General features: G+C 59.9%; 23 protein-coding genes and 1 pseudogene. 12 read left to right on the top strand and 12 right to left on the bottom strand.

Annotated elements, in window-relative coordinates:
• Positions 1-66: 66 nt before the first annotated feature.
• Positions 67-396 (top strand): DHCW motif cupin fold protein, encoded by a 330-nt coding sequence (locus DJ564_RS19435; RefSeq protein WP_109632512.1) that lies wholly within the window; start codon positions 67-69, stop codon positions 394-396.
• A gap of 236 nt (positions 397-632) precedes the next feature.
• Here DJ564_RS19435 and DJ564_RS19430 read toward each other — a convergent pair whose 3' ends face one another.
• The 4 genes from DJ564_RS19430 to DJ564_RS19415 form a co-directional block, all read right to left on the bottom strand.
• Positions 633-1,034 (bottom strand): hypothetical protein, encoded by a 402-nt coding sequence (locus DJ564_RS19430; RefSeq protein ID WP_109632510.1) that lies wholly within the window; start codon positions 1,032-1,034, stop codon positions 633-635.
• 132 nt (positions 1,035-1,166) lie between these two features.
• A complete protein-coding gene (locus DJ564_RS19425) occupies positions 1,167-1,859 on the bottom strand; it encodes an RES family NAD+ phosphorylase (RefSeq protein ID WP_109632508.1) in 693 nt (230 codons plus the stop codon).
• A complete protein-coding gene (locus DJ564_RS19420) occupies positions 1,853-2,257 on the bottom strand; it encodes an antitoxin Xre-like helix-turn-helix domain-containing protein (protein WP_109632506.1) in 405 nt (134 codons plus the stop codon). Before DJ564_RS19420 ends, DJ564_RS19425 begins: the two co-directional genes overlap by 7 nt.
• A 151-nt stretch (positions 2,258-2,408) precedes the next feature.
• Entirely contained in the window at positions 2,409-3,335 is a 927-nt protein-coding gene (locus DJ564_RS19415) for a universal stress protein (RefSeq protein WP_109632504.1), read from the bottom strand.
• Between the two features lie 282 nt (positions 3,336-3,617).
• Here DJ564_RS19415 and DJ564_RS19410 point away from each other — a divergent pair, with 282 nt between their 5' ends.
• Together DJ564_RS19410 and DJ564_RS19405 are read left to right on the top strand one after the other, a co-directional pair.
• The gene (locus DJ564_RS19410) at positions 3,618-4,856 is read left to right on the top strand and encodes an MgtC/SapB family protein (RefSeq protein WP_109632502.1); all 1,239 of its coding nucleotides are present in this window, start codon (positions 3,618-3,620) and stop codon (positions 4,854-4,856) included.
• A 107-nt stretch (positions 4,857-4,963) separates the two neighbouring features.
• Positions 4,964-5,887 (top strand): universal stress protein, encoded by a 924-nt coding sequence (locus DJ564_RS19405; RefSeq protein WP_109632500.1) that lies wholly within the window; start codon positions 4,964-4,966, stop codon positions 5,885-5,887.
• Positions 5,888-5,940: 53 nt separating this feature from the next.
• Here DJ564_RS19405 and DJ564_RS19400 read toward each other — a convergent pair whose 3' ends face one another.
• Entirely contained in the window at positions 5,941-6,504 is a 564-nt protein-coding gene (locus DJ564_RS19400) for a GNAT family N-acetyltransferase (protein ID WP_109632498.1), read from the bottom strand.
• Between the two features lie 227 nt (positions 6,505-6,731).
• Here DJ564_RS19400 and DJ564_RS19395 point away from each other — a divergent pair, with 227 nt between their 5' ends.
• Positions 6,732-7,643 carry a universal stress protein gene (locus DJ564_RS19395; protein WP_109632496.1) on the top strand — a complete coding sequence of 304 codons (912 nt, stop codon included), beginning with the start codon at positions 6,732-6,734 and terminating at the stop codon, positions 7,641-7,643.
• On the opposite strand, the gene DJ564_RS19390 is transcribed toward DJ564_RS19395, so the two are convergent.
• From DJ564_RS19390 to DJ564_RS19380, 3 genes are all read right to left on the bottom strand, one after another.
• Complete coding sequence (locus tag DJ564_RS19390) at positions 7,633-8,616, bottom strand: zinc-dependent alcohol dehydrogenase family protein (protein ID WP_109632494.1); 984 nt, start codon at positions 8,614-8,616, stop codon at positions 7,633-7,635. The two genes, DJ564_RS19395 and DJ564_RS19390, sit on opposite strands and share 11 nt — an antisense overlap.
• A 23-nt stretch (positions 8,617-8,639) precedes the next feature.
• The gene (gene fnr, locus DJ564_RS19385) at positions 8,640-9,383 is read right to left on the bottom strand and encodes a fumarate/nitrate reduction transcriptional regulator Fnr (protein ID WP_109632492.1); all 744 of its coding nucleotides are present in this window, start codon (positions 9,381-9,383) and stop codon (positions 8,640-8,642) included.
• 66 nt (positions 9,384-9,449) lie between these two features.
• Positions 9,450-9,644 (bottom strand): hypothetical protein, encoded by a 195-nt coding sequence (locus tag DJ564_RS19380; protein WP_109632490.1) that lies wholly within the window; start codon positions 9,642-9,644, stop codon positions 9,450-9,452.
• Here DJ564_RS19380 and DJ564_RS19375 point away from each other — a divergent pair.
• The 3 genes from DJ564_RS19375 (at position 9,643) to DJ564_RS19365 (ending at position 13,732) form a co-directional block, all read left to right on the top strand.
• Positions 9,643-12,036: a phosphoketolase gene (locus DJ564_RS19375; protein ID WP_109632487.1), complete on the top strand. Its 2,394-nt coding sequence runs from the start codon at positions 9,643-9,645 to the stop codon at positions 12,034-12,036. The two genes, DJ564_RS19380 and DJ564_RS19375, sit on opposite strands and share 2 nt — an antisense overlap.
• Positions 12,033-12,920 carry a universal stress protein gene (locus tag DJ564_RS19370; protein WP_109632485.1) on the top strand — a complete coding sequence of 296 codons (888 nt, stop codon included), beginning with the start codon at positions 12,033-12,035 and terminating at the stop codon, positions 12,918-12,920. Before DJ564_RS19375 ends, DJ564_RS19370 begins: the two co-directional genes overlap by 4 nt.
• 104 nt (positions 12,921-13,024) lie before the next feature.
• The gene (locus DJ564_RS19365) at positions 13,025-13,732 is read left to right on the top strand and encodes a phosphoribosyltransferase (protein ID WP_109632483.1); all 708 of its coding nucleotides are present in this window, start codon (positions 13,025-13,027) and stop codon (positions 13,730-13,732) included.
• A gap of 6 nt (positions 13,733-13,738) precedes the next feature.
• Here DJ564_RS19365 and DJ564_RS19360 read toward each other — a convergent pair whose 3' ends face one another.
• Complete coding sequence (locus DJ564_RS19360; RefSeq protein WP_109632482.1) at positions 13,739-14,164, bottom strand: potassium channel family protein; 426 nt, start codon at positions 14,162-14,164, stop codon at positions 13,739-13,741.
• 321 nt (positions 14,165-14,485) lie between these two features.
• On the opposite strand from DJ564_RS19360, the gene DJ564_RS19355 reads away from it, so the two are divergent.
• From DJ564_RS19355 to arsN2, 3 genes and pseudogenes are all read left to right on the top strand, one after another.
• The gene (locus tag DJ564_RS19355; protein WP_109632480.1) at positions 14,486-15,406 is read left to right on the top strand and encodes a universal stress protein; all 921 of its coding nucleotides are present in this window, start codon (positions 14,486-14,488) and stop codon (positions 15,404-15,406) included.
• A gap of 49 nt (positions 15,407-15,455) precedes the next feature.
• A pseudogene (locus tag DJ564_RS32505) lies at positions 15,456-15,608 on the top strand (MBL fold metallo-hydrolase); the annotation flags it as partial.
• A 62-nt stretch (positions 15,609-15,670) separates the two neighbouring features.
• Positions 15,671-16,105: an arsenic resistance N-acetyltransferase ArsN2 gene (arsN2, locus tag DJ564_RS19345; RefSeq protein ID WP_109632478.1), complete on the top strand. Its 435-nt coding sequence runs from the start codon at positions 15,671-15,673 to the stop codon at positions 16,103-16,105.
• A 31-nt stretch (positions 16,106-16,136) separates the two neighbouring features.
• Here arsN2 and DJ564_RS19340 read toward each other — a convergent pair whose 3' ends face one another.
• The gene (locus DJ564_RS19340; RefSeq protein WP_109632477.1) at positions 16,137-17,204 is read right to left on the bottom strand and encodes an ArsO family NAD(P)H-dependent flavin-containing monooxygenase; all 1,068 of its coding nucleotides are present in this window, start codon (positions 17,202-17,204) and stop codon (positions 16,137-16,139) included.
• Positions 17,205-17,601: 397 nt separating this feature from the next.
• Here DJ564_RS19340 and DJ564_RS19335 point away from each other — a divergent pair, with 397 nt between their 5' ends.
• Both DJ564_RS19335 and DJ564_RS19330 read left to right on the top strand, forming a co-directional pair.
• A complete protein-coding gene (locus DJ564_RS19335; RefSeq protein WP_371921939.1) occupies positions 17,602-17,940 on the top strand; it encodes an HAD-IC family P-type ATPase in 339 nt (112 codons plus the stop codon).
• Between the two features lie 66 nt (positions 17,941-18,006).
• On the top strand, positions 18,007-18,459 hold the full coding sequence (locus DJ564_RS19330) for a hypothetical protein (RefSeq protein WP_109632473.1): 453 nt from the start codon (positions 18,007-18,009) through the stop codon (positions 18,457-18,459).
• A 62-nt stretch (positions 18,460-18,521) separates the two neighbouring features.
• Here the strand turns inward: DJ564_RS19330 and DJ564_RS19325 are convergent, their stop codons facing one another.
• Together DJ564_RS19325 and DJ564_RS19320 are read right to left on the bottom strand one after the other, a co-directional pair.
• Positions 18,522-19,889: an erythromycin esterase family protein gene (locus DJ564_RS19325; protein WP_109632471.1), complete on the bottom strand. Its 1,368-nt coding sequence runs from the start codon at positions 19,887-19,889 to the stop codon at positions 18,522-18,524.
• Positions 19,890-20,049: 160 nt separating this feature from the next.
• Positions 20,050-20,697 carry a BON domain-containing protein gene (locus tag DJ564_RS19320; protein ID WP_109632469.1) on the bottom strand — a complete coding sequence of 216 codons (648 nt, stop codon included), beginning with the start codon at positions 20,695-20,697 and terminating at the stop codon, positions 20,050-20,052.
• Between the last annotated feature and the right edge of the window lie 52 nt (positions 20,698-20,749).

The raw sequence follows: 20,749 nt of genomic DNA, 5'->3' as shown, positions 1-20,749 counted from the left end.
TGTGTCTATCGAAAGTACCACTGGATGGGTACGGTCTACAGACACTCTTTCATCGATGAGGTAACCATGGATCTGACGGCTATTCCCTTTGGTACGACCGACTGGTCGACTGTCGAACCTGTCCAATATGCGGGTGAGACGGGTACCGCCCATTGGCGAACCTGCCAGTTTGGCTCGACCCGTGTGCGGATGGTCGAATACAGCCCCGGCTACCTGGCTGATCACTGGTGCTGGAGAGGTCATGTCCTGTTGTGCCTGGAAGGTGAGTTGCACACTGAGTTGGAGGACGGTCGCCAGTTCACGCTCACCGCAGGGATGAGCTATCAGGTGGGCAACAACGCAGAAGGGCATCGATCTTTCAGCACCACGGGTGCCAAGTTGTTCATTGTGGATTAATGCAGCGGTTGATTGCTGCGCAATCTGCCTGTCCAGAGCGTAATCAGGCTAATCCGCACGCTGCTCATTGGAATGCCCATCCACTGAGCAATCCGGCGCCCAACGCTACGAGCGCAGTATTGAGACACACCAGCGCGAAGCCAAACCTCACCAGGGTAAGTGCTGGCTCCAGAGCGTAAAAAAGCCCGGCTGATGAGGCCGGGCTTTTCGTCGAGGACTTCGGTGAAACCATTCATTTATACAGCGCGGCTTTCGATCAGGCGGTCCGAACCACCTTCAGCAACCCGGTTTTCGATCAGACGATCCGAGCCACCTTCAGCAACCCGGCTTTCGATCAGACGATCCGAACCACCTTCAGCAACGCGGTTTTCAATCAGACGATCCGACCCACCTTCAGCAACCCGGTTTTCGATCAGACGGTCGGAGCCACCTTCAGCGACGCGGCTTTCAATCAGGCGGTCAGAACCACCTTCAGCAACGCGGTTTTCAATCAGACGGTCGGAGCCACCTTCGGCAACACGACTTTCAATCAGACGATCCGAGCCGCCTTCAGCGACAACCGGGTGAGCAGAAGAAGCGGCGAAAGCGTTAACTGCGAAAACCGAGAAAGCGATGCTGAGAAGGATTTGGCGTTTCATGATGGTGTGCTCCGGGGTGTAGTTGTTTGGTATGGAGCCGATCTTACGCCGCGGATTTTTTATGAGAACTTCATTGAGTCGATGGTGACTATCGACGCCGGTAATGAGTGCGAAAGCCCCGGTTTAGACGCCTCAGGCTTCGCTAATCTTGCTGACACTGGTCATCTGACCATTCCAGACCATCTCGTAATGCGCTGTTTGAATGATTGATAGAACCGGTCTCGGCGTCATCAGTGCCCAGCAATAACTGCCCTGTAAACGCACGGAGTGGTAACGAATGCCCGGACAGCGCGCCTCTTTGACGGACCTCCCCAAGCGCCGCGACTCGGTGTAATCGTCAGGGTCATAAACAGGATCGGTCAGCGCAATGGACGCAGCATCTCTCATCGCTGCATCCACGAAAGAGCAGGACAGCCCCCGGAACACAAACCGCTCATAGTTGAGGCTCGGCACATTCGACCAGTACAGGCTCTGGTGATGCCGCACCTCGGCCAACGCCGTTTCCATGGAGTCCGCCAGGTACAACACCCCAAAACTGCCATCGCTGAACCGCGAACCCGCCGGGTTGATGTGGGTAAAAGGCGCTGTCGCGTAAGAACAGCCAGGAATGCCGAACGGGATCTGATCCCGGGCAATCAACTCAAGATGACCCACTTCATTTTTCAGCCTTGGATTCGTCAACGCTTGAATCTGATACAGCACCTCAAACTCGTCCGCATCCGCCACGTCATCGAACATCGCGATCGGTGGAAACTTCGAATTGACCAATCGATAAGCCTGCAGCTGCTCGCCGGCCAATTCTGCCAGTTCGTTCACCGTTACCATTGCGCACCGCGCAGCACGTCGATGCGCTTGAAGGTTTCATACAAGGAAATCATGTCGCCCTGAGCCATGATCTCCAGCGGACTGCGGCCATTGAAAAACTCGTTGTGGTTGGCCATCGACGCGAAGCCGTAGACGTTATCCGGGTTATCGAAGACCAGGCGCAGTGCGGCGTGGATGTTGAGCACGAAACTGATGCGTTGCATCTGGTCTGAATCCAGCGCCACGGACCACGAGGGATCGCGCTGCCGGGCGCGGGTATAAGTGCTGCGGGAAATGCGCAGGATGCGACAGGCCTGCTCGCTGGAGGCGCGCCATTTTTCGAGGATGCCGACGGCTGCACGCAGGCCTGTCACGCATTGGGTTTTGGTGAGTGCCTGTTCCCGGAATGGGACTGCCATGTGTGATACCTCACTCTGATTCCATAGACTCAAAACTATCTACATTGAATCTACAGAGCAAGGATGTTTCGACCAATGGAATACAAAGTGGCCTGGGGCGATTGACACAAATGGGCTGCCGTTGGACACGGCAGCCCTGGTTCGCAGGGTTTCAGTCGCTGAGCACTTCGGGCGAAACCACCCAGACGCTGCATGGCATTTTGTACAGCAAGTGTTCTACCGTGCTGCCAATCAGCCGGCCTATGCCGCGATGGCCAACCCGCCCCATGACGATCACGTCGGTGTTGTAGGCATCGGCATAACTGGCCAGGACCTTGGCCGGGTTGCCCATGACCATGTGCCGTTGCCCGGGTGGGATACCGTTGCGCTCGGCCAGGTCGTTGAAGGCTTCGCCCTGGGCGTCGAACAGGGTCTTGGCAGTGGTCGAGGAGAAGAATCCGGAGGCATTGTCGAAGCCGAATTCATCGGCGCCGATCGAAGACAAGTCATAGGCGTAAACCACGTCGAGCCGGGCGTTGCACGCCGTTGCCAGCTTCACCGCTTCATGCAGGATCCGGTCGTTGAAGCCTTCGTACTGACCGTCACGATGGAAAGGGTCGACCGCCGCGACGATCCTGCGCGGCAAGGCGTGCTGCATATGACTGACAAAGTGCAGCGGCACCGGGCATTCGCGCAGCAAATGGATATCCAGGGGCGTAAACATCATCCGTGACAGCAGCGATTCATGTTCCAGTGCCTTGATCAGCAGGGCCATGGGCTGTTCCTTGAGATGGATCAGGATTTCCTGCAGCGGTTTTTCGACCCAGACCACTTCTGTGGTGACGGTCACGCCAATATGGCGCAGGGGGCGGGCCTGTTCTTCCAGCCATTGACGGTGGCGCTCGATGTACCCCAGGCGCATCTGCTCCAGCGCTTGATCGTTGACCAGGCCGGCGGTCGCCAAGCCTTCCAGGTAATCGAAGGCGACGATGTGCAGCGCTGCGTCTTCAGCCTTGGCCAGTGCGGCGGCCCGGTCGAACGCGGGGCTGTTTTCCATCAGGGGCGAGACGACCAGCATGAAACGTGATTGCTCGGACATGACAATTCTCCCTAGGGTCATCACTCAGACGCTGGCCGGAACAGGCCGCGAAGGTTGGTTGGCGCGTGTACCTGATGCCGATACTGCCGTTGACCGGGAATTGCAGCTTGATCTTTGTCAAGCCGGCGCCTGTGAAGCGGGAAGGTCGGACGTGTGGTCGCAAGGTCGCAAGGTCGATACTCGGCGGGGTTGATCATGATCAATCTATGCTTGATCAGTACGGCGCAATCTGGCGTGAACTGAGCGTAGGTGGGCCGGGGCTCACCCCGGATCGAGAGTCCAATGAATGAAACCCTCGGCATGACCGGTGCGGCGGCTGCGCTGGGGATCGGCATGCTCATCGGTCTTGAACGTGAACGACGCAAGGGACGAGGGGATAGCCGGGCCTGTGCCGGATTGCGCACTTTCGCCATTACGGCGCTGTTGGGCTATGGGGCGATGCAGGTCGGAGGTGGCTTGCTGCTGGGAATCATGGCGATCTGTCTGGCATTGCTGATCACCGTGGCGTACTGGCGCAGTCCGAGTAATGATCCTGGCGTGACCAGTGAAGTGGCATTGCTTGCGGTGCTGGTACTGGGCGCGTTATGTGGCACCGCGCCGGAGCTGGCGATTGCCATTGGCGTGGTGATCGCGGGGCTGCTGGCCTACCGTCAAAAGTTGCACCACTTTGCCCGCAGCCAATTGACCGAAGCGGAAATGCGCGACGGCCTGGTGCTGTTGATTGCTGCGCTGGTGCTGTTGCCGCTGGTGCCAGACCGTTTCATCGGTCCTTACGCCGCCATCAATCCGCGCACCATTTGCACCCTGACCGTGTTGCTGATGGCGGTGGGCGCGGTGGGGCATATCGCCGTCCGGGCGCTGGGTACGCACTACGGCTATGCGGTCAGTGCGATTGCCTCCGGGTTTGCGTCCAGCACCGTGACCATTGCGGCCATGGGGCATCTGGTCAGCAAGGAACCGGACAACGTCAAAGTCCTGAGCGCGGCAGCGATTCTGTCCAATTTGGCCACTGTCACGCAGGTCGGCCTGATTCTGGGGGCGGTCGACACCGGTCTGTTGCGACCTATGTGGGGGCCGCTGTTGTGCGGGGCCGCCGCCGTTGCGTTGTATGGGGTTTGCCTGATGTTTCCAAGGTCTGCGAGCGGCGCTAACCAGCCGTTCAAGGTCGGTGGCGCGTTCAACCTCAAGCTGGCCCTGATGGTCACGCTGATGATGACCGGGATCACCTTTGTGTCGTCGGTGATGCTCAGCCATTTCGGCGAGGTGGGGGTAATGCTGACGGCCACCTTGACCGGATTCGCCGATGCGCACGCCTCGACGGCGTCCATTGCCGCCCTGGCCAAATCGGGCCAGTTGCCGTTCGACGCCATTGCTGGCCCTGCGCTGATCGCGGTCAGCAGCAACTCCTTGAGCAAATGCCTGGTGGCCTGGGTCAGCGGCGGGCGGCGATTCGCCGCATACGTGATTCCCGGCCAGGTGTTGCTGACGCTGGCTATGTGGGCGGGCATGTTGCTGCATTAAGGTGCTTCGCGCCGGGTCATTGATAAAGATCAAGCCGCTGGGGGGCCGGAAGCCACAATCTGCAGGTCTGTCCCTTCCATGAAGATGACCGCGTACCGAGGTGCACCATGTCGCAGACACAGCGTTTACTGTTGATTGCTCCTTCAGTCATGACCCGCACCCCGGCATTCGACCGGGCAGCTGCGCTGGCGCTCGCCATGCAGATGCCGTTGCACATTGTGGCGTTCGATTATTTGCAGGTCCTGGCGGTGGCCGGTCTGTTTGCCCCCGAACAGGTCAACGTGGCCCGGGACGGGTATTTGCAAACCCATCGGCAATGGCTCGTCGAGCAAGCCGGATTGATGATTAAACACGGGGTCGAGGTCACCAGCGAGGTGGTCTGGGTGCAGCATCCCTACGAGGAGATCATGCACTTCGTCAACGAGATGCCCTTGGCGTTGATCATCAAGGATGCGCAGGAAGAGTCGGCGTTGAAGCGGGTCTTTTTTACCCCGCTGGACTGGCAGTTGTTGCGCGATTGCCCGGTGCCGGTGCACCTGGTGACCAACGCCCTCAACCCTAGGCCGCGCAACGTGCTGGCCATCATCGATGTGTTACGCAGCGAGGATCAGGACCACGTGTTCAACGACCAGATTATCGACGCCGCGGCGAAGCTGGCCAGTGTATGTGGTGCGGCGCTTGAGCTGGTGCATGTGTATGACTGGACGGCCGTGTACGCCCAGGACATTGGCTTCGGTGCGCTGCCATTGGCCGTCGGGATATACGAAACCCTGGGAACGACCCAGCACGAAGCGTTTGCGGCAGTGGCCGAGCGCCACGGCATAGCGCCGCAGAATCGTCACTTCATCGAAGGCGTGCCGCTGACGAGCATTTGTGAGTTTGCCGCTGATCACCACACCGATGTCATCGTGATGGGGACGGTGCAGCACAAGGGGCTGAACAAACTGTTGGGGACCACGGCCGAGCAATTGTTGCATCGGGCGCCTTGCAGCGTGCTGGCCATCAAACCGGGCAGGGTCCTGCAATCCTGAAGGCTGGATCGCCCCGCGATGAACCGTTGGCCGGAACATCGCGGGGCAATTTTTTACAGGGAAAGACGATGAATGACCTGACGGGTGTCATCGGGATCATTGTGCGTCTCGAAACCCAGCGCTTTGGCCAGGTCGCGCATCGGCGCATTGCTGGAGGCGTCCACCGAATACATCTGGCGGAAACCGTTCTTGCGCGCGGCCTTGATCAAATGCTCCATCAACAAAGAGCCCAGACCCAGGTGCGTCCATTCATCAGCGACGGTCACGGCGCATTCACATTCATGCTCGCCCGTGGCGGCGTAACGGCTGACACCGATCTCGATCAGTTGGCCATTTTCGTGGACCAGCGCAATGTAGGCCGTGCGCTGTTTGTTATCGGTGTCCATCAGTTGGTTGAGCATCGCCGCACCGGGCTCGTTGATCTGCGCGAGAAAGCGCATGTGCCGGGACTCGGGCGACAGCCGCTTGATAAAGGCGAGTTCGCGCTCGCGGTCTTTTTCCGCCAGCGGCCGGATCAGTACATGACGTCCATCCTTGAGTGCTTCAATCCAGTATTTACCGGTGACTGCGGCGTAGGCAGCAGCGGCTCGGTCATTGTGGTCTTTGACAGTCAGCATGGTGTGATCCTCCATCTGGTTTGAAAGGTGGGCGCACGGTGACGAGCCGTTCGGTTACTTCCTTTCTACGCCGTTGGCGGTGCCAGAACCTGATCTGGATCAGAGACTCGCGACGGCAGGCATTCATTGGCTCATGTTTGATGTAAATCAACCTGGAGGAGGGCGTAACGAGCGCAGTCTTGGACACCTGCCGGCGTTCAACGACCGGTGTCGAGCCGAGGTGTGTGATGGGCCAATATCAACGTCTGTTGCTGATCGCCGACCAAACCCTGCATCAGTCCCCCGCCATGCTGCGGGCCGTCGCGCTGGCCAGGGCGAGCGGCGCCGAGCTGGCGGTGCGGGCCTTTGTCGAACCGGCACCGGTGGTGCATTTGTGGGAAGACAAGATCGACGATGCAAGGTATCAGGGCTATTTGCGCCGCTTTCGTCGCTGGGCAGCCGACGAGGGCGACCGGCTTGACGAGATGGGGCTGAAGGTGACGGTTGACGTGGTGTTCACCACCCATCCGCTGCTGGATATTCTGAAAACGGTCGAAGACTTCCAGCCGGATCTGCTGATCAAGGACGTCACCCTCGAACCGCTGCTCAAACGGGTATTCATCACGCCGCTCGATTGCCACTTGCTGCGCGAGAGTCCGGTCCCCGTGCACCTGGTCAACCAGACGCGTTACGGCTTGCCGCACCGGGTCGTGGCGGCGGTGGACCCGTTCGACCCTTTAACCCAAATCAATGGTCTGAATGACACCATCATCCAGACCGCTAACGCCCTCGCGCTGCAATGCGACGCTCCGCTGCATCTGCTTTACGCCTATGACTTGTCGCCAGCCTTCAACGGCGACGCGCCGCTGGCCGGGGGTGGCTGGGGTGTGGATTATATCGAGGAGCTGCGCCAATCCTTGCACCAGGCTTTTGTCACCCTGGCGGATCGCTACGGTGTGCCGCCGGAGCGACGGCATTTCGTCATGGGCCTGCCCGTGCCGGTAATCAGTGAATTCGTCGAGCAATACCTGGCGGATGTGGTGGTGATGGGCACCGTGCACCGGGTGGGGATCGACCGATTGATCGGCAGTAACACGGAGCGAGCGCTGTACTCGGTGCCGGGCAGCATTGTGGCGGTCAGGTCAAACGTCAGGGCGTGAGGACAATTGCGCCCTTGAACTGGCCGGCCCTCAAACACGCCAAGGCCTGATTGGCATCCTCCAGGGCAAAACGGGTGACGTCGCAATGCACCGGCGTGTGTTGCAGCTCTTCGAAAAACGCGGTGCCGTCTTCACGGGTCAGGTTGGCCACCGAACGCACGCTGCGTTCGCCCCACAGCAGCCGATAAGGGAACGCGGGAATGTCGCTCATGTGAATACCGGCGCAAATCACGCAGCCGCCCTTGGCAGTGACGGCCAGTGCCAGCGGCACCAGCGCACCGACGGGGGCGAAAATCAGGCTGGCATCGAGCAGGTGCGGCGGAGGCTGGTCCGATGGACCGGCCCACTCGGCGCCCAGTGACCGGGCATAGGCCTGGCCTTCGCTGTCCTCAGGTCGAGTGAAGGCCGATACCCGTTGACCCCGGCCCCGCGCCACCTGAATCGCCAGATGCGCGGCGGCCCCGAAGCCAAAAAGACCCAAATGGCGAGCGCCCTTGGCCATTTGCAACGCGCGAAAGCCGATCAGGCCGGCACACAGTAGCGGCGCAGCCTGGATGTCCGAGAGCGCCTCGGGAATAGGGAAACAGAAGCGCTGGTCGGCCACCGTGTACTCGGCATATCCGCCGTCCAGGTGACAACCGGTAAACTGCGCACGGTCGCACAGGTTTTCCCGGCCCGAGGTACAGAACCCGCACTGACCGCAGGTCCAGCCAAGCCACGGAACGCCGACCCGCCGACCGATCCAGTCGGGCGTGACCTCGCTGCCCACCGCCGTGACTTCGCCGACGATTTCATGGCCGGGCACCCGTGGCAGCACGGCTTGCGGCAACTCACCGTCCACCAGGTGCAGGTCGGTGCGGCACACGCCGCAGGCGAGCACTTTAAGCAGCAGTTGGTGTGGGCCGGGTATCGGGATGGGGCGTTCTTGCAGTTGCAACGGCTGGCCGGGGATAGACAGAACCATGGCGCGCATGACGAAGCTCCAGTCGGGCGAAATCAGCGGGGTTGGCGATGACAGCCGGCGACCATCTGCTTGAGCCCTTCCATGTTCTGGATCTTGACGTCGCGGCCGGCGATTTCCACCAGCCCTTGGTCCCGCAGGTGTGCAATGCCCCGGCAGATGGTCTCCAGGCGTAGCCCCAGGTAGGAGCCGATTTCTTCGCGACGCATTTTCAGCACAAACTCTTTGGATGAATAACCACGGATGCTGAACCGTTGGGACAGGTTCAGCAGAAACGCCGCCAGGCGCTCATCGGAGTTCATGTTGCCCATCAACATCAGCATGCTGTGATCGCGCACGATTTCGCGGCTCAGCAGCCGGTTGAGGTTGTGCTGCAACGACGGCAGGGTTTGCGCCAGTTTTTCCAGCTGCGCAAAGTGAATGGGACAGACTTCGCTGTCCTCCAGGGCAATCGCCGTACAGGCGTGCTCCTCGGCACTGATGGCGTCCAGACCGAGCATTTCGCCGGGTATGTGAAAACCGGTGACTTGTTCACGGCCATCGACGGACACCACGCAGGTCTTGAATGAGCCGATACGCACCGCATAAAGCGAACGCAGAGGGTCGCCGGTGCGGTACAGCGCGGTGCCCTTTTTAACCTTGAAGCGTTGCACGATCAGCTTGTCCAGCCGTTCGACCTCCGTTCCGGTCATACCAATGGGAAGACACAACTCCAACACACTGCAGCTGGAACACGCAGCCTTGAGGTAATGAACTTGCAGCGGACGAGTTTCAGGCATGGGGGAATGACGCCGTCTGGGGGTCTGCTAAGCATAGGCGGGAGGGCCTTCGGGCGTGTTTTTCATTCAGTCGATTGCTGAAGTAATAGACGAACGGGGAAACCCGCTATCGGCAGTTTTGGTCAACCTGGCGTAGCCCTTGATGTCATTGAGCTTGAGTAGTGGCGTGGAGACTTGATGTAAATCAAGTCCCGAGCGTTCCAGACTCCCAGAATTGATCAAGGATTGCCGGCCGGTCGGATCTTTTACGGAGAACTTCATGAGCGATTTCCTGAGTGATGAGCAACTGGAAGGGCTGGACGCCTATTGGCGGGCCTCCAATTACCTGGCCGTCGGGCAGATCTACCTCAAGGACAATCCGCTGCTGCACCAGCCGCTGACCCTAACGCACATCAAGCCGCGTTTGCTCGGTCATTGGGGCACGACGCCGGGGCTGAACCTGATCTATACCCACCTCAACCGGCTGATCAAACAGTACGACTTGAACATGCTGTTCGTGGCAGGTCCTGGCCATGGCGGGCCCGCTGTGGTGGCGCAGACTTACCTGGAAGGCACCTATACCGAGTGTTATCCCTCGGTGGAGCGCAACACCAACGGGCTGGTTCGCCTGTTCCGGCAGTTTTCCTGGCCATACGGAATCTCCAGCCATGTGTCGGCGCAGATTCCCGGCTCGATCCATGAAGGCGGCGAACTGGGTTACAGCCTGGCCCATGCCTATGGCGCGGCGTTCGACAATCCCGATTTGATCGTCGCCTGCGTGATTGGCGACGGTGAAGCCGAAACCGGCACCCTGGCGGCGAGCTGGCACTCCAACAAGTTTCTCAACCCGGCGCGTGACGGGGCGGTATTGCCGATCCTGCACCTCAATGGTTATAAAATTGCGAACCCCACGGTGCTGGCCCGAATCAGCGAGGATGAGTTGTCGGCCCTGATGTATGGCTATGGCTACGACCCGTATTTCGTTGAAGGGGATGAGCCGGCGCAGGTGCATCAGGCCCTGGCCCGGACGCTGGATACGATGGTGCTGAAGATCCGCGAGATCCAACGCGAAGCGCGCCAGCCTCGGCAGTCCGGGGCGCCAGAGCGGCCGCTTTGGCCGATGTTGGTGTTGCGCACGCCCAAAGGCTGGACCGGGCCAAAATTTGTCGATGGTCATCGCGTCGAAGGCACCTGGCGTGCGCATCAAGTGCCCTTGGCCGATTTCCAGCAACCGGTTCATCTGCGGCAACTGGAGGAATGGCTCAACAGTTACCGTCCCGATGAGCTCTTTGATGCCAACGGCGCGTTGCTGCCTGAAATCGCTGCACTGGCACCGACCGGTCACCGGCGCATGAGTGCCAATCCCCACGCCAACGGCGGCGCATTGTTGCGACCGCTGGACCTGCCACGATTCGCCGACTATGCGGTGAAACTCGAAGCGCCCGGCAGCCTTCGCGCCGAGGCCACGCGAGTCATGGGCACGTTTTTGCGCGACGTGATGAAAAACAGCCTGGCCTCGAACAACTTTCGCCTGTTCGGCCCGGATGAAACCGCCTCGAACCGACTGGACGCGGTCTATGAAGTCAGCGCCAAGACCTGGATGGATCCATTGGAGGCGGATGACATCCATTTGGCGGCTGATGGCCGGGTGATGGAAATCCTCAGCGAACAGGTGTGTGAGGGCTGGCTCGAAGGGTATCTGCTGACCGGGCGCCATGGCCTGCTGTCTTGTTACGAGGCGTTCATCCATATCGTCGATTCAATGGTCAACCAGCACGCCAAATGGCTGAAAACCGCCGGTGAAGTGCCGTGGCGCAAACCGATTGCTTCGCTCAATTATTTGCTGACCTCCCATGTCTGGCGTCAGGACCATAACGGCTTCTCCCACCAGGATCCCGGGTTCATCGATCTGGTGGCGAACAAGAAATCGGACGTGGTGCGCATCTACTTGCCGCCCGACGCCAATTGCCTGCTGTCTGTGGCTGACCATTGCCTCAAAAGCTGCAATTACATCAACGTCATCGTCGCCGGCAAGCAACCGGAATGGCAGTGGCTGAACATCGATGCCGCCATCTGCCACTGCCAGACCGGCATCGGCCGATGGGCGTGGGCGTGCCAGAACGATGAAGACCCGGACGTGGTCATGGCCTGCGCCGGGGACGTGCCGGCCCTGGAAACCCTGGCTGCCGTGACCCTGTTGCGCGAGTACGTGCCGGACTTGCGGGTGCGGGTGGTCAATGTGGTCGACTTGATGGTGTTGCAGCCGTCCTTTCAGCATCCCCATGGGTTATCGGATTCGGCGTTTGATGAGCTGTTCACCGTCGACAAACCAGTGATTTTCGCCTTCCACGGTTACCCCGCGCTCATCCACCGCCTGCTCTACAAACGTACCAATCATGACAATTTCCACGTCCGTGGCTTCAAGGAGGAGGGCGCGACCACCACCCCGTTCGACATGGCGGTGATCAACAATCTGGATCGCTATCAATTGGCGCTGGACGTCATCGAGCGCGTGCCACGGCTGCACGATCAGGTGCACACCGCGCGGTCGCGCTACTGGTCGACGATGGAGCGGCACAAGCTCTACCTCATCGAGCACGGGCAAGACATGCCCGAGGTGCTGAATTGGCAATGGACGCCGGCCAATACCCACCTGACGGGAGAAAAATCATGAGCCAGTATCAACGCTTGTTACTCATCATTAACCCGGCCCTGCGCCATTCCCCGGCAATCAAGCATGCGGCGGCATTGGCCAAGGCCAGCGGCGCGAGCCTGCACATCGCCGCGTTCATTCCTTCGTTCAAATTGTTGTCGCTGCTGGAGGAAGGTGATCGGGAACAGGCCCGTCAGCGCTACCTGCAGGATCAGAGTGACTGGCTCCAGGTGCAGGCCGAAACGCTGCGCTGCGAGGGCATCGACGTGACCACGGAGGTGACCTGGGCCGAGGACATGGAGCAAGACATCCTCGATCACGTCACGGAAATGCAGCCCGACCTGTTGATCAAGCAGGTGCAGCACGAATCAGCGCTCAAACGCGCCTTTTTCACGCCGCTGGATTGGTACTTGCTGCGTCACTGCCCGATGCCGGTCTATCTGGTGGGCGGGGGGCATGGCGACGGCTGGCCGCGCAAGATCGTGGCGGCGGTGGAAGTGTTCGATACCGAGTCACCCGACAACACGCTGAACGAGCGGATCATCAGTCAGGCCACAAGCCTGGCCATCCAGTGCGATGCCGAATTGCATTTGGTGTATGCCTGTGACATTTCGGCGGCTTTTCTGGCGGACATGGATGGCTTGACCCTGGCAGACCTGACCAAAGCGCTGCGCAAGGACCTGCAACAAGCCTTCGTGAAACTCGCCGGCCAATACGGTGTGCCTGCGGATCGTCGCCACATGGTTTCCGGGCATCCGGTCCAGGCACTGAGTGAATTTGCCCACGAGCATGACGTGGATGTCATCGTGATGGGCAAGGTCCAGTCCTCCGGCGTCGACAAGCTGCTGGGCAGCACCACCGAGCACATTTTGTATCAGGTGCCGTGCAACGTACTGGCGGTCTAGACGGCATCGAGGCAGGGTTGATGCCCGCCGTCTTCAGCACGACAATCGATAGATCGCCGATGTGATGCGAGCCGACAGGCCTGATCGCCTGAGGAGGTTTTTCGATGAGTCCGAATCTCGCGTTGCCCACCACTTTGCAGGACCGGCCCGCCGCCGGTCGACGCCTGGTGGAACCGCTGCTGCAATACGCTCACAGACCCGATGTGATCATTCTCGCGTTGCCCCGTGGCGGTGTTCCGGTGGCCTATGAAGTGGCCACTGCCCTTGGGGTGCGCCTGGACCTGATGCTGGTCCGCAAGCTCGGCGTGCCATCCCACCCGGAGTACGCCATGGGCGCGATTGCCAGTGGCGGCATCCAGATCCTCAATGAACAAGCGCTGCGGGCTCACCCCATCGATAAGGCGGCATTCGACGCCGTGGTCGCCCGGGAAACCCGCGAGTTGTTGCGTCGCGAGCAGGTTTACCGGGGAACGCGCGCGCCGGTGTCGCTCAAGGATCAGGTGGTGATCCTGATCGACGACGGCCTGGCGACCGGCGCTTCAATGCAGGCGGCGATCCATGCGGCGCGTGCACAGGCGCCGTCGCGGATTGTGGTTGCGGTGCCCGTCGCCCCGCTCGAAACCGTCGAGGCGTTGCGCCGCGAGGTGGATGAGCTGATCTGTCCGATCATCCCCGAATGGCTCATGTCGATCGGTTATTGGTACATGGATTTTTCCCAGACGTCGGATCAAGAGGTCATCGACCTGTTGCAGCGGGCCTGGCAGCGCGAAACCGCTTTCGACGCCGGTGCCCGGGACCACCCCGGTGCATGAGCCCGGTTATTTGCGCTTCCAGTACTTCTGCATTTCGAGAAACAGAAAAGACGCTGTCCAGGTAATGAGGACCAGACCGGTCAAGGCTTGCAGGCCGGTCAGGTATTTGAGGTTGCCCACCGGTGAAATATCGCCGAAGCCGATGGTCGTGTAGGTGGTGAAGGAAAAGTACACGCAGTCCATGAACGAACCATCGAAGTTGCCCGTCAGGTTGCCCCATCGGCCGTCACGCGCCATCAGGTAATAGACCAAGGCAAAGCACCAGACTTCCAATGCGTGGGCAAACAGCGCCCCGAATACCCCGACGACGATCCTGAAGCGGCTCCAGAGCTTGAGCCGGGGCAGCCAATCGTTGAGCCGCAACAGGCACTCGTAATGGATCACCACGACGACGATGACCACCAGTGTATTGATCAGCGTGACTGCGAGCATGGCGAACCTCTAGCGAGAACGGAGTGTTACGGCGAGTGGGGGCGAGCATTGACTACGTAACCGTGAGTCCGCTCAGTGTTTTCTACGCCTGGGCGACGAAAAATCATTGAGCTAAATCAACAATGCATCTGTGAGCCCGAAGTCGATGAGACGCCCGCCGAAAGCCTTCCATTAGTTGACAAAGATCAGAGCCTTCACGGGATAACGCCCGATACTCAAACAATAGCTTTCCAGCCGCCATGATCCTGAAGAGCTGCACAAACGCCGACAGGAGTCGATTTTGCGGTAAGGCAACAAGTCGCTCACGGGACGAGGTATGTGATGCTGAAACTCAAACGTATCTTATTGCTTGCCCCCTCGGAGATGGTCCGCACCCCGGCATTCGACCGGGCGCAGGCACTGGCGTGTGCCACCGGCGCCTTATTGCACATCGTCGCCTTTGACTATGTGCAGGCGCTGGCCGTGGCCGGGCTGTTTGACCACGATGCGATGGCTCAGGCGCGCGAGGGCTACTTGCAGGTGCATCGCCACTGGCTGGAGCAGCAAGCGCGGTTTCAACGGTGTAGCGGTTTGCAGGTGACCAGTGAAGTGGTCTGGGCCAGGTCAAGCCTGGCGCAGGTGCTTGAGTATGTGAATGACTTCCACGCGGACCTGGTGATCAAGGACACCCAGCATGTGCCGGCACTCGACCGTGCGTTTCATCACCCGCTGGATTGGCTGTTGCTGCGCGATTGTCCGGGCCATTTGCACCTGGTCACTGATGCCCGCAATCCCAAACCGTCGAGCATTCTCGCGGCCATCGACCTGTCCCACCTGGAGGAGCTGACCCAAGGGCTCAATGACCGGATTCTCGACCTGGCCTCGACGCTGGCGGTTTCCTGTGGCGCCGTCTTGCACGTGTTGAACGTCAGCAACTGGTCCGTAGTGGGCGACTCTGCAATGAGTGTGCCGACGTGGAGTCTGGATGGCAGTTTGCGCGACGCGGTCAACGATGCCCAGGACGAGGCCTTTGAATTGCTTGCCGAGCGTTATGGCATCGAGAAAAAATGCCAGCATCGACTGTCCGGCATCCCCCACAAAGTGATCGCCCTGTTCGCCCGCCAGAATGCCTTCGACATGCTGGTACTCGGCACGGTCAGTCGGCACGGGATCGACCGGTTCATCGGCAGCACGGCCGAAAGCGTGTTGAACCGCGCACCCTGTAGCTTGACCATCGTCAAGCCATTGGCCGGGTTCGACTGAAGGGCACCCCGTAGCGCGCCGTTAATAAAGATCAGCTGCGCGATGTCGGTCGCCCAATCCACGCAGTACCCTGCTGATCCTTGGCTTTCAGGCCGGAGGCACTCGCGGTGCGCAGATCGTTGCCAGTGCGTCTTCCTTGCGCATCCCCGGCAAGGATGTGGCGATTCAGGCCGAGGTGGTGTCGATGAAAATCTTTCGGGCATCGTCGGCGGCTCAAGCGGCCTGCTAGCCTTCAACGCATTCGGACCTTCAAAGGCGTTTCATATGCAGATGACTAAAGTCGGCGACAACGCTCTGGATCAGCTCCGTGATGCGCTGCGTCAGGCGGCATTGCCCTGCGACGATGTCGGCGAACCCGGTCGGCAGTTTTACCGGTTTGAAGCGGACGGAAAGTGGGTGGCGTTTGGGGGCCTGGAGGGCGCTGCGCCCGACATGTTGCTGCGATCCGTCGTGGTGAGTGATGCACGTCGTGGCGAAGGGCTGGGCAACGCCGTGTTGCTTGCATTGGAACAGTGTGCCGCCTCCCAAGGTGCACTCCGCCTGCATTTGTTGACCCAAGGGGCGGCCGGGTTTTTCTCGGCCAATGGTTATGAACGGTTCGATCGGCAGACGGCCCCCGCGGCTATCAGCCAGACCGTCCAGTTCAAACAGTTATGCCCGGCGTCGGCGAGTTATTTACGCAAGACATTGGGGGTGTAAATCGACCCCGCCGCGGCGATCACCCTTGGATTCAGTGCTCCGTTAAAAATCGGTCGATTTCTTCCACGGTACTGCGTGCCGTGCGCGTGACGCCGATCAGTGTCGCGGAAGCGGCGCCTGTCCAGTCGCCATAGCCCACTAGCCACAAGCGCGGCTCTTGGATTGAGTGCGTGCCTTCGACGGCCACGCGCCCATCGGCGGTGCACACGCCCAGTGATTCCAGATAGCCGAGGGCAGGGTGGAAGCCGGTGCACCAGATCACCGCGTCGACCGGCGTTTGCGAGCCATCGGCCCACACCACGCCGGTTTCGGTAAAGCGCAAGAACGGCCGAACCGCGTGCAATACGCCGCGCTCCCGGGCTTCGACGACTGGCGGCACCATCACGATATCGCCCAAGCCACCGACCGGTTGTTCAATGACCGTGCCGGCGAGCTGAGCTTTCCAGCGTTCGGTGGCGCGTTCGAACAGCACTCGGCCATCGACGTCATCGGCGAGAAATTGTGGCGGCTGCGGGGTGACCCAGGTGACGTCGGCCACTTGCGAGACTTCAGCGAGGATTTGTGCACCGGAGTTGCCACCGCCCACCACCAGGACTTTTTTTCCGGCAAACGGCTTGGCGTCGACGTAGTGAGCCGAATGCAATTGCTGGCCGGTAAAGGTTTCACTGCCGGGGTAATGCGGCAGGAAGGGATGGCGCCAGGTGCCCGTCGCGCTGACCACTGTGCGGGCCAGCCAGCTACGGCTATCGGTCTTGAGGAGCAGGCGACTGTTCCGGCGTTCAATAGCGTTCACCCAATAGGGCCGCGCGGTAGGGAATTGGTAGCGTTGCTCATACTGGCGCAGGTAATCGAGTACGTGGTCGCGGCTTGGGTAGCCATCCGTGACCGGCGGCATCATCCAGCCGGCGATGGAACTCCAGGTCGAGGGCGAAAACAGTCGCAGGGAATTCCAGCCGTGCCGCCAGGCGCCGCCCGGGCCGGCTTCGGCATCAATGATCACGAACGAACGCCCTGTTCGGCGCAAAAAGTACGCCACGGCGAGTGCGGACTGGCCGCCGCCGATAATCGCGACGTCCACTTCGGTGGGGGTAGAAGGCATGGCGAATCCTCGGCGCGCAAGAGTCGCGTCAAGATACCCCATGCGGATAGGCTATTTGTTGATGTTGCTCAAGCGTTCGGTGCAATGGCTCAACACACCAACGCACTCGACGCGTTATCGTCACCTATCATTTCGTGCATTCGTGTTCGTTACGCCATCAATGGATCAACGGCGCACACTCCGTTGTAAAAGGGGATGAAATGAGTAGCGCAGCTGAGACTGGCAAACACCGTATCGTTTCGCCCCACCTCGAAGACGTTGAAACGATTGTCCGCGAGCTGGACGCTGATCTTCGCGCGGGCTTATCCAGTGCGCAAGCCCAAGCGGGGCCGATCCAGATAAGCTGGATGACGCGGCCCTGGCCGAAGCGGTCAAATCGACCTCGGTTTATGCTCGTGTGGCGCAGGGGCATGTGGTGGCGATGACGGGGGATGGTGTGATTGATGCTCCGGCACTGAAGTCAGCCGATATCGGCATCGCCATGGGCATCACCGGAACGGAGGTGACCAGGCAGGCGGGAAAAATGATTCTGGCCGACGATAACTTTGCGAGCATTGTCCTGGCTGTTCGCGAAGGGCGCGGGATTCTGGACAATATCCGCAAGTTTTTTCGTTACTTGCTGTCTTCCAGTTTGGCAATGGCCAGCCTGGTCTTCTGGTTTAGCGAGCTGCGCAAGCTGTACCTGCGTTGGCACGGTGCGCGGCAAGCAGGCGGGACACAACTGCACGCAAGTTGATCAAGATCAAACGGCGTTCGCCGATCGGCGCCATTCTCTTGATAAACATGGGCGAGAGATCCGGTCATGACAGACAACAAACTTGTGAGCAGCGGGCTTCATGTGGCCCGGGGCAGAGGCTCGGTGCTCGGGCTCTTGCGTTGGCCGGGCCCCCGTTCCTGGAAACGTGAGGCAACCCTCCTGCTGTCGATCCTGATGGCGCTGACGGCGGGATATTTTACGGTGTCTCACTTCGCCTCTCAGGCGGCGCAGAATTTGGCAGACACGTGCACAGCACGTTTTGAGATCGAGCTTGAGAATGCCGACATCGATCCCCTCACAAGAGCCCTGCCTCGGTCCTTGTGTGAGTGTCTGGCGCATTCGCTACTCGACAAAAATGGCATTGCACGTCTGGCGATGGTCAACTGGCGCCTGCTTGACCCGCTGGCCCTTGAGCCTGTGACGGAAAAGGACGAGGACGTCTGCATCAACGCCCTGTGGGTGCCCACTGTTGAACTGGCCAGGCGCGTGAGCCTTTGAATGACGCCGTCGTACTTCGCAGGGGCGCCGCTCCATAGGCGATTCCTGCCCCTTGTTGCGTCTCACAACCCAAACGGAAAGGTCTCATCCTCCGGTTCGATCGCCTGGTTCTTCGGCAGCGCCAGTGCGGTCACGGGGCGTGTCTGTTCAATCCAGATCATCGCGTCAAATTGCTCGGCCAGCGCCGCTTCGAAGTAATGACTGCGACGCTCGGTTTCCGGACGATAAATCACGCCGATGGCCCGCTCCAGCAACGGCTTGGTCAGGACTCTACGCAGTTCTTTGTGGCGCGGGTCTCGCCAGTCAGTCAACGATGCCGGAACCCCCGCCTTGAAAAACTGATGCTCCCAGCTATCCGGGTGCGAGGGCCTGATGTCCTTGATGAGCATGTCGCCGTCCCAGTCATCAGCCGCCGCCACCTGGCCCCGGTCGGTGCTCATGCCGATCAGCACGACCTCGCGCCCAAAGGCACTGCGGCACAAATGGCCGATATTGAACTGACCTTTCCAGCCCATTTCGGTGGCGGCCGCATTGCCAATATGGGAGTTGTGCGCCCAGACCACGGCTTTGCCCTGGGAGCCTCGGTGCTCAAGCAGCCTCTGCAGGGTGTCGAACATATGTCGGTCGCGCAGGTTCCAGGAGTCGGTCGAGCCGCGATAAATTGCGCGATAGTACTGTTCCGCCGCCTGCACCACCCGGGCGTTTTGGGCCGCATTGAAGAACCCTTCGTCATCCCGGACAAGCCCGGCCAGCTGTTTGGCCAACATGGCGTTGAGTTGCTCGACTACCGGTTGTTCACAGGGCATCAGGCCGCCACGTTCGACGAAGTGACCGTACAGCGCCGGATCATCCTGCCACGGTGTCAGGCAGCCATAGCGTCGGCGCGCTTCGTGGGCCAGCTGCGCGTCGACCTGGTCCAGGTAACGCAGCACTTCATGAATGGAATTGCGCAAACTGTAAATGTCGAGCCCACGGAATTCGACACGACGTTCAGGGGCGAGCCGGTGATTGAATTGATGCAGCCAGTGGACGAATGACTTCACCTCGGTATTGCGCCACATCCAGGTCGGAAACCGGCTGAAGATATGACGTTTCCACGCCGTTCGGGCCAGGCCGCGGACGTACTGGTCGACATGGCCGGCGTCCGGCCAGTCGGCTTCCACCGCCACAATGTTGAACCCGTGGTGTTCAATCAGCCTTTGGGTAATCGCTGCCCGGGTTTCATAGAAGTCGCGGGTGCCATGGCTGGCTTCACCGATCATGACTACACGCGCATCCCCGTAGCGATCGAACATTTCACCAAAGGTCGAGGAGTCCAATGTCGGCAAGGGCTCTGCGTACTGACGCAGGAGCGGGGCGATGATGGCTGCGTCGATGTGCCGAGGTGAGCCCTCCGGTTTATCCAGCGGTTCTTCGCAGGGTGTGTTCATGACTGTCATCCCCTTAGGGGTCGGTAACGGCCACAGGCATTGCGCTTGCATTGCATCAGACGCTCAACCACCAGACATCAGATCGCCGGTTCTCGACACGGTGTTTTAAGTTTAGCCCTCTGAGTTGATGTTCGATTATTCCTGCACTTGGGGTCGTGACTCAGGCAAGCAGGATGTGATCGATGACTTCCTTTACACCAGGTACAGACCAGGCCGCCCGTTCTGCAACCTGGCGCTGGCGCCATAAATGGACCCTGCCTTCGAGTATCACCACATCGCCTTGGACCTTGACGTGAATCCCTTCGGCATCGATCTCGGCACTGCGCTTGAGTGCGTCTTCAATGCAGCGCTGGATATTACCGGCGTCTACCCGGGAACGAAGGGTCAGCCGATTATCGATGCCCACCACGCCGGACAATTTGCGCACGGCCCATTCCACGGTTTCCTTCTGGTATTGCCAGTCCACTTCGCCTTCCAGGGCGACCCATCCGTTCTGCACCACGATTTTGATGTCGCCGTCGGGCACGTCGGAACTCCAGTTAATGATTTTCAACGCGCGACTCGCAATGGTGTCATCTGCCGTGCCAGCGCCTTTCTCCGGCCGCACCTGGATTTCTTCGGCGACTGCGCGTACGCCTTTGAGGCTTTTGACGGCGCGTTCTGCACGAATTTTCTGGGCGTAGCTTGAGACGTGACCGGAGAGGGTTACCACACCGTTATCCACGGCCACGCCAATGTTGGCGGCATCGATTTCAGGCTGGAATTCCAGTTCATCCAGGATGGCATTACGCAGGCTCAGGTCGTTCATGATGAAGTCCTCTGTGAATTGCGCGAGATTTGACAGACCGTGTGTGCCCTGT

This window comes from Pseudomonas sp. 31-12, from assembly GCF_003151075.1.
Taxonomy (GTDB): Bacteria; Pseudomonadota; Gammaproteobacteria; order Pseudomonadales; family Pseudomonadaceae; genus Aquipseudomonas.
This window is presented reverse-complemented; position numbering and strand designations above follow the sequence as displayed.

Coding starts and splice junctions, on each gene's coding strand:
- DJ564_RS19435 (WP_109632512.1), top strand. CDS start 67: ATGGATCTGACGGCTATTCCCTTTGGTACGACCGACTGGTCGACTGTC.
- DJ564_RS19430 (WP_109632510.1), bottom strand. CDS start 1,034: ATGAAACGCCAAATCCTTCTCAGCATCGCTTTCTCGGTTTTCGCAGTT.
- DJ564_RS19425 (WP_109632508.1), bottom strand. CDS start 1,859: ATGGTAACGGTGAACGAACTGGCAGAATTGGCCGGCGAGCAGCTGCAG.
- DJ564_RS19420 (WP_109632506.1), bottom strand. CDS start 2,257: ATGGCAGTCCCATTCCGGGAACAGGCACTCACCAAAACCCAATGCGTG.
- DJ564_RS19415 (WP_109632504.1), bottom strand. CDS start 3,335: ATGTCCGAGCAATCACGTTTCATGCTGGTCGTCTCGCCCCTGATGGAA.
- DJ564_RS19410 (WP_109632502.1), top strand. CDS start 3,618: ATGAATGAAACCCTCGGCATGACCGGTGCGGCGGCTGCGCTGGGGATC.
- DJ564_RS19405 (WP_109632500.1), top strand. CDS start 4,964: ATGTCGCAGACACAGCGTTTACTGTTGATTGCTCCTTCAGTCATGACC.
- DJ564_RS19400 (WP_109632498.1), bottom strand. CDS start 6,504: ATGCTGACTGTCAAAGACCACAATGACCGAGCCGCTGCTGCCTACGCC.
- DJ564_RS19395 (WP_109632496.1), top strand. CDS start 6,732: ATGGGCCAATATCAACGTCTGTTGCTGATCGCCGACCAAACCCTGCAT.
- DJ564_RS19390 (WP_109632494.1), bottom strand. CDS start 8,616: ATGCGCGCCATGGTTCTGTCTATCCCCGGCCAGCCGTTGCAACTGCAA.
- fnr (WP_109632492.1), bottom strand. CDS start 9,383: ATGCCTGAAACTCGTCCGCTGCAAGTTCATTACCTCAAGGCTGCGTGT.
- DJ564_RS19375 (WP_109632487.1), top strand. CDS start 9,643: ATGAGCGATTTCCTGAGTGATGAGCAACTGGAAGGGCTGGACGCCTAT.
- DJ564_RS19380 (WP_109632490.1), bottom strand. CDS start 9,644: ATGAAGTTCTCCGTAAAAGATCCGACCGGCCGGCAATCCTTGATCAAT.
- DJ564_RS19370 (WP_109632485.1), top strand. CDS start 12,033: ATGAGCCAGTATCAACGCTTGTTACTCATCATTAACCCGGCCCTGCGC.
- DJ564_RS19365 (WP_109632483.1), top strand. CDS start 13,025: ATGAGTCCGAATCTCGCGTTGCCCACCACTTTGCAGGACCGGCCCGCC.
- DJ564_RS19360 (WP_109632482.1), bottom strand. CDS start 14,164: ATGCTCGCAGTCACGCTGATCAATACACTGGTGGTCATCGTCGTCGTG.
- DJ564_RS19355 (WP_109632480.1), top strand. CDS start 14,486: ATGCTGAAACTCAAACGTATCTTATTGCTTGCCCCCTCGGAGATGGTC.
- arsN2 (WP_109632478.1), top strand. CDS start 15,671: ATGCAGATGACTAAAGTCGGCGACAACGCTCTGGATCAGCTCCGTGAT.
- DJ564_RS19340 (WP_109632477.1), bottom strand. CDS start 17,204: ATGCCTTCTACCCCCACCGAAGTGGACGTCGCGATTATCGGCGGCGGC.
- DJ564_RS19330 (WP_109632473.1), top strand. CDS start 18,007: ATGACAGACAACAAACTTGTGAGCAGCGGGCTTCATGTGGCCCGGGGC.
- DJ564_RS19325 (WP_109632471.1), bottom strand. CDS start 19,889: ATGAACACACCCTGCGAAGAACCGCTGGATAAACCGGAGGGCTCACCT.
- DJ564_RS19320 (WP_109632469.1), bottom strand. CDS start 20,697: ATGAACGACCTGAGCCTGCGTAATGCCATCCTGGATGAACTGGAATTC.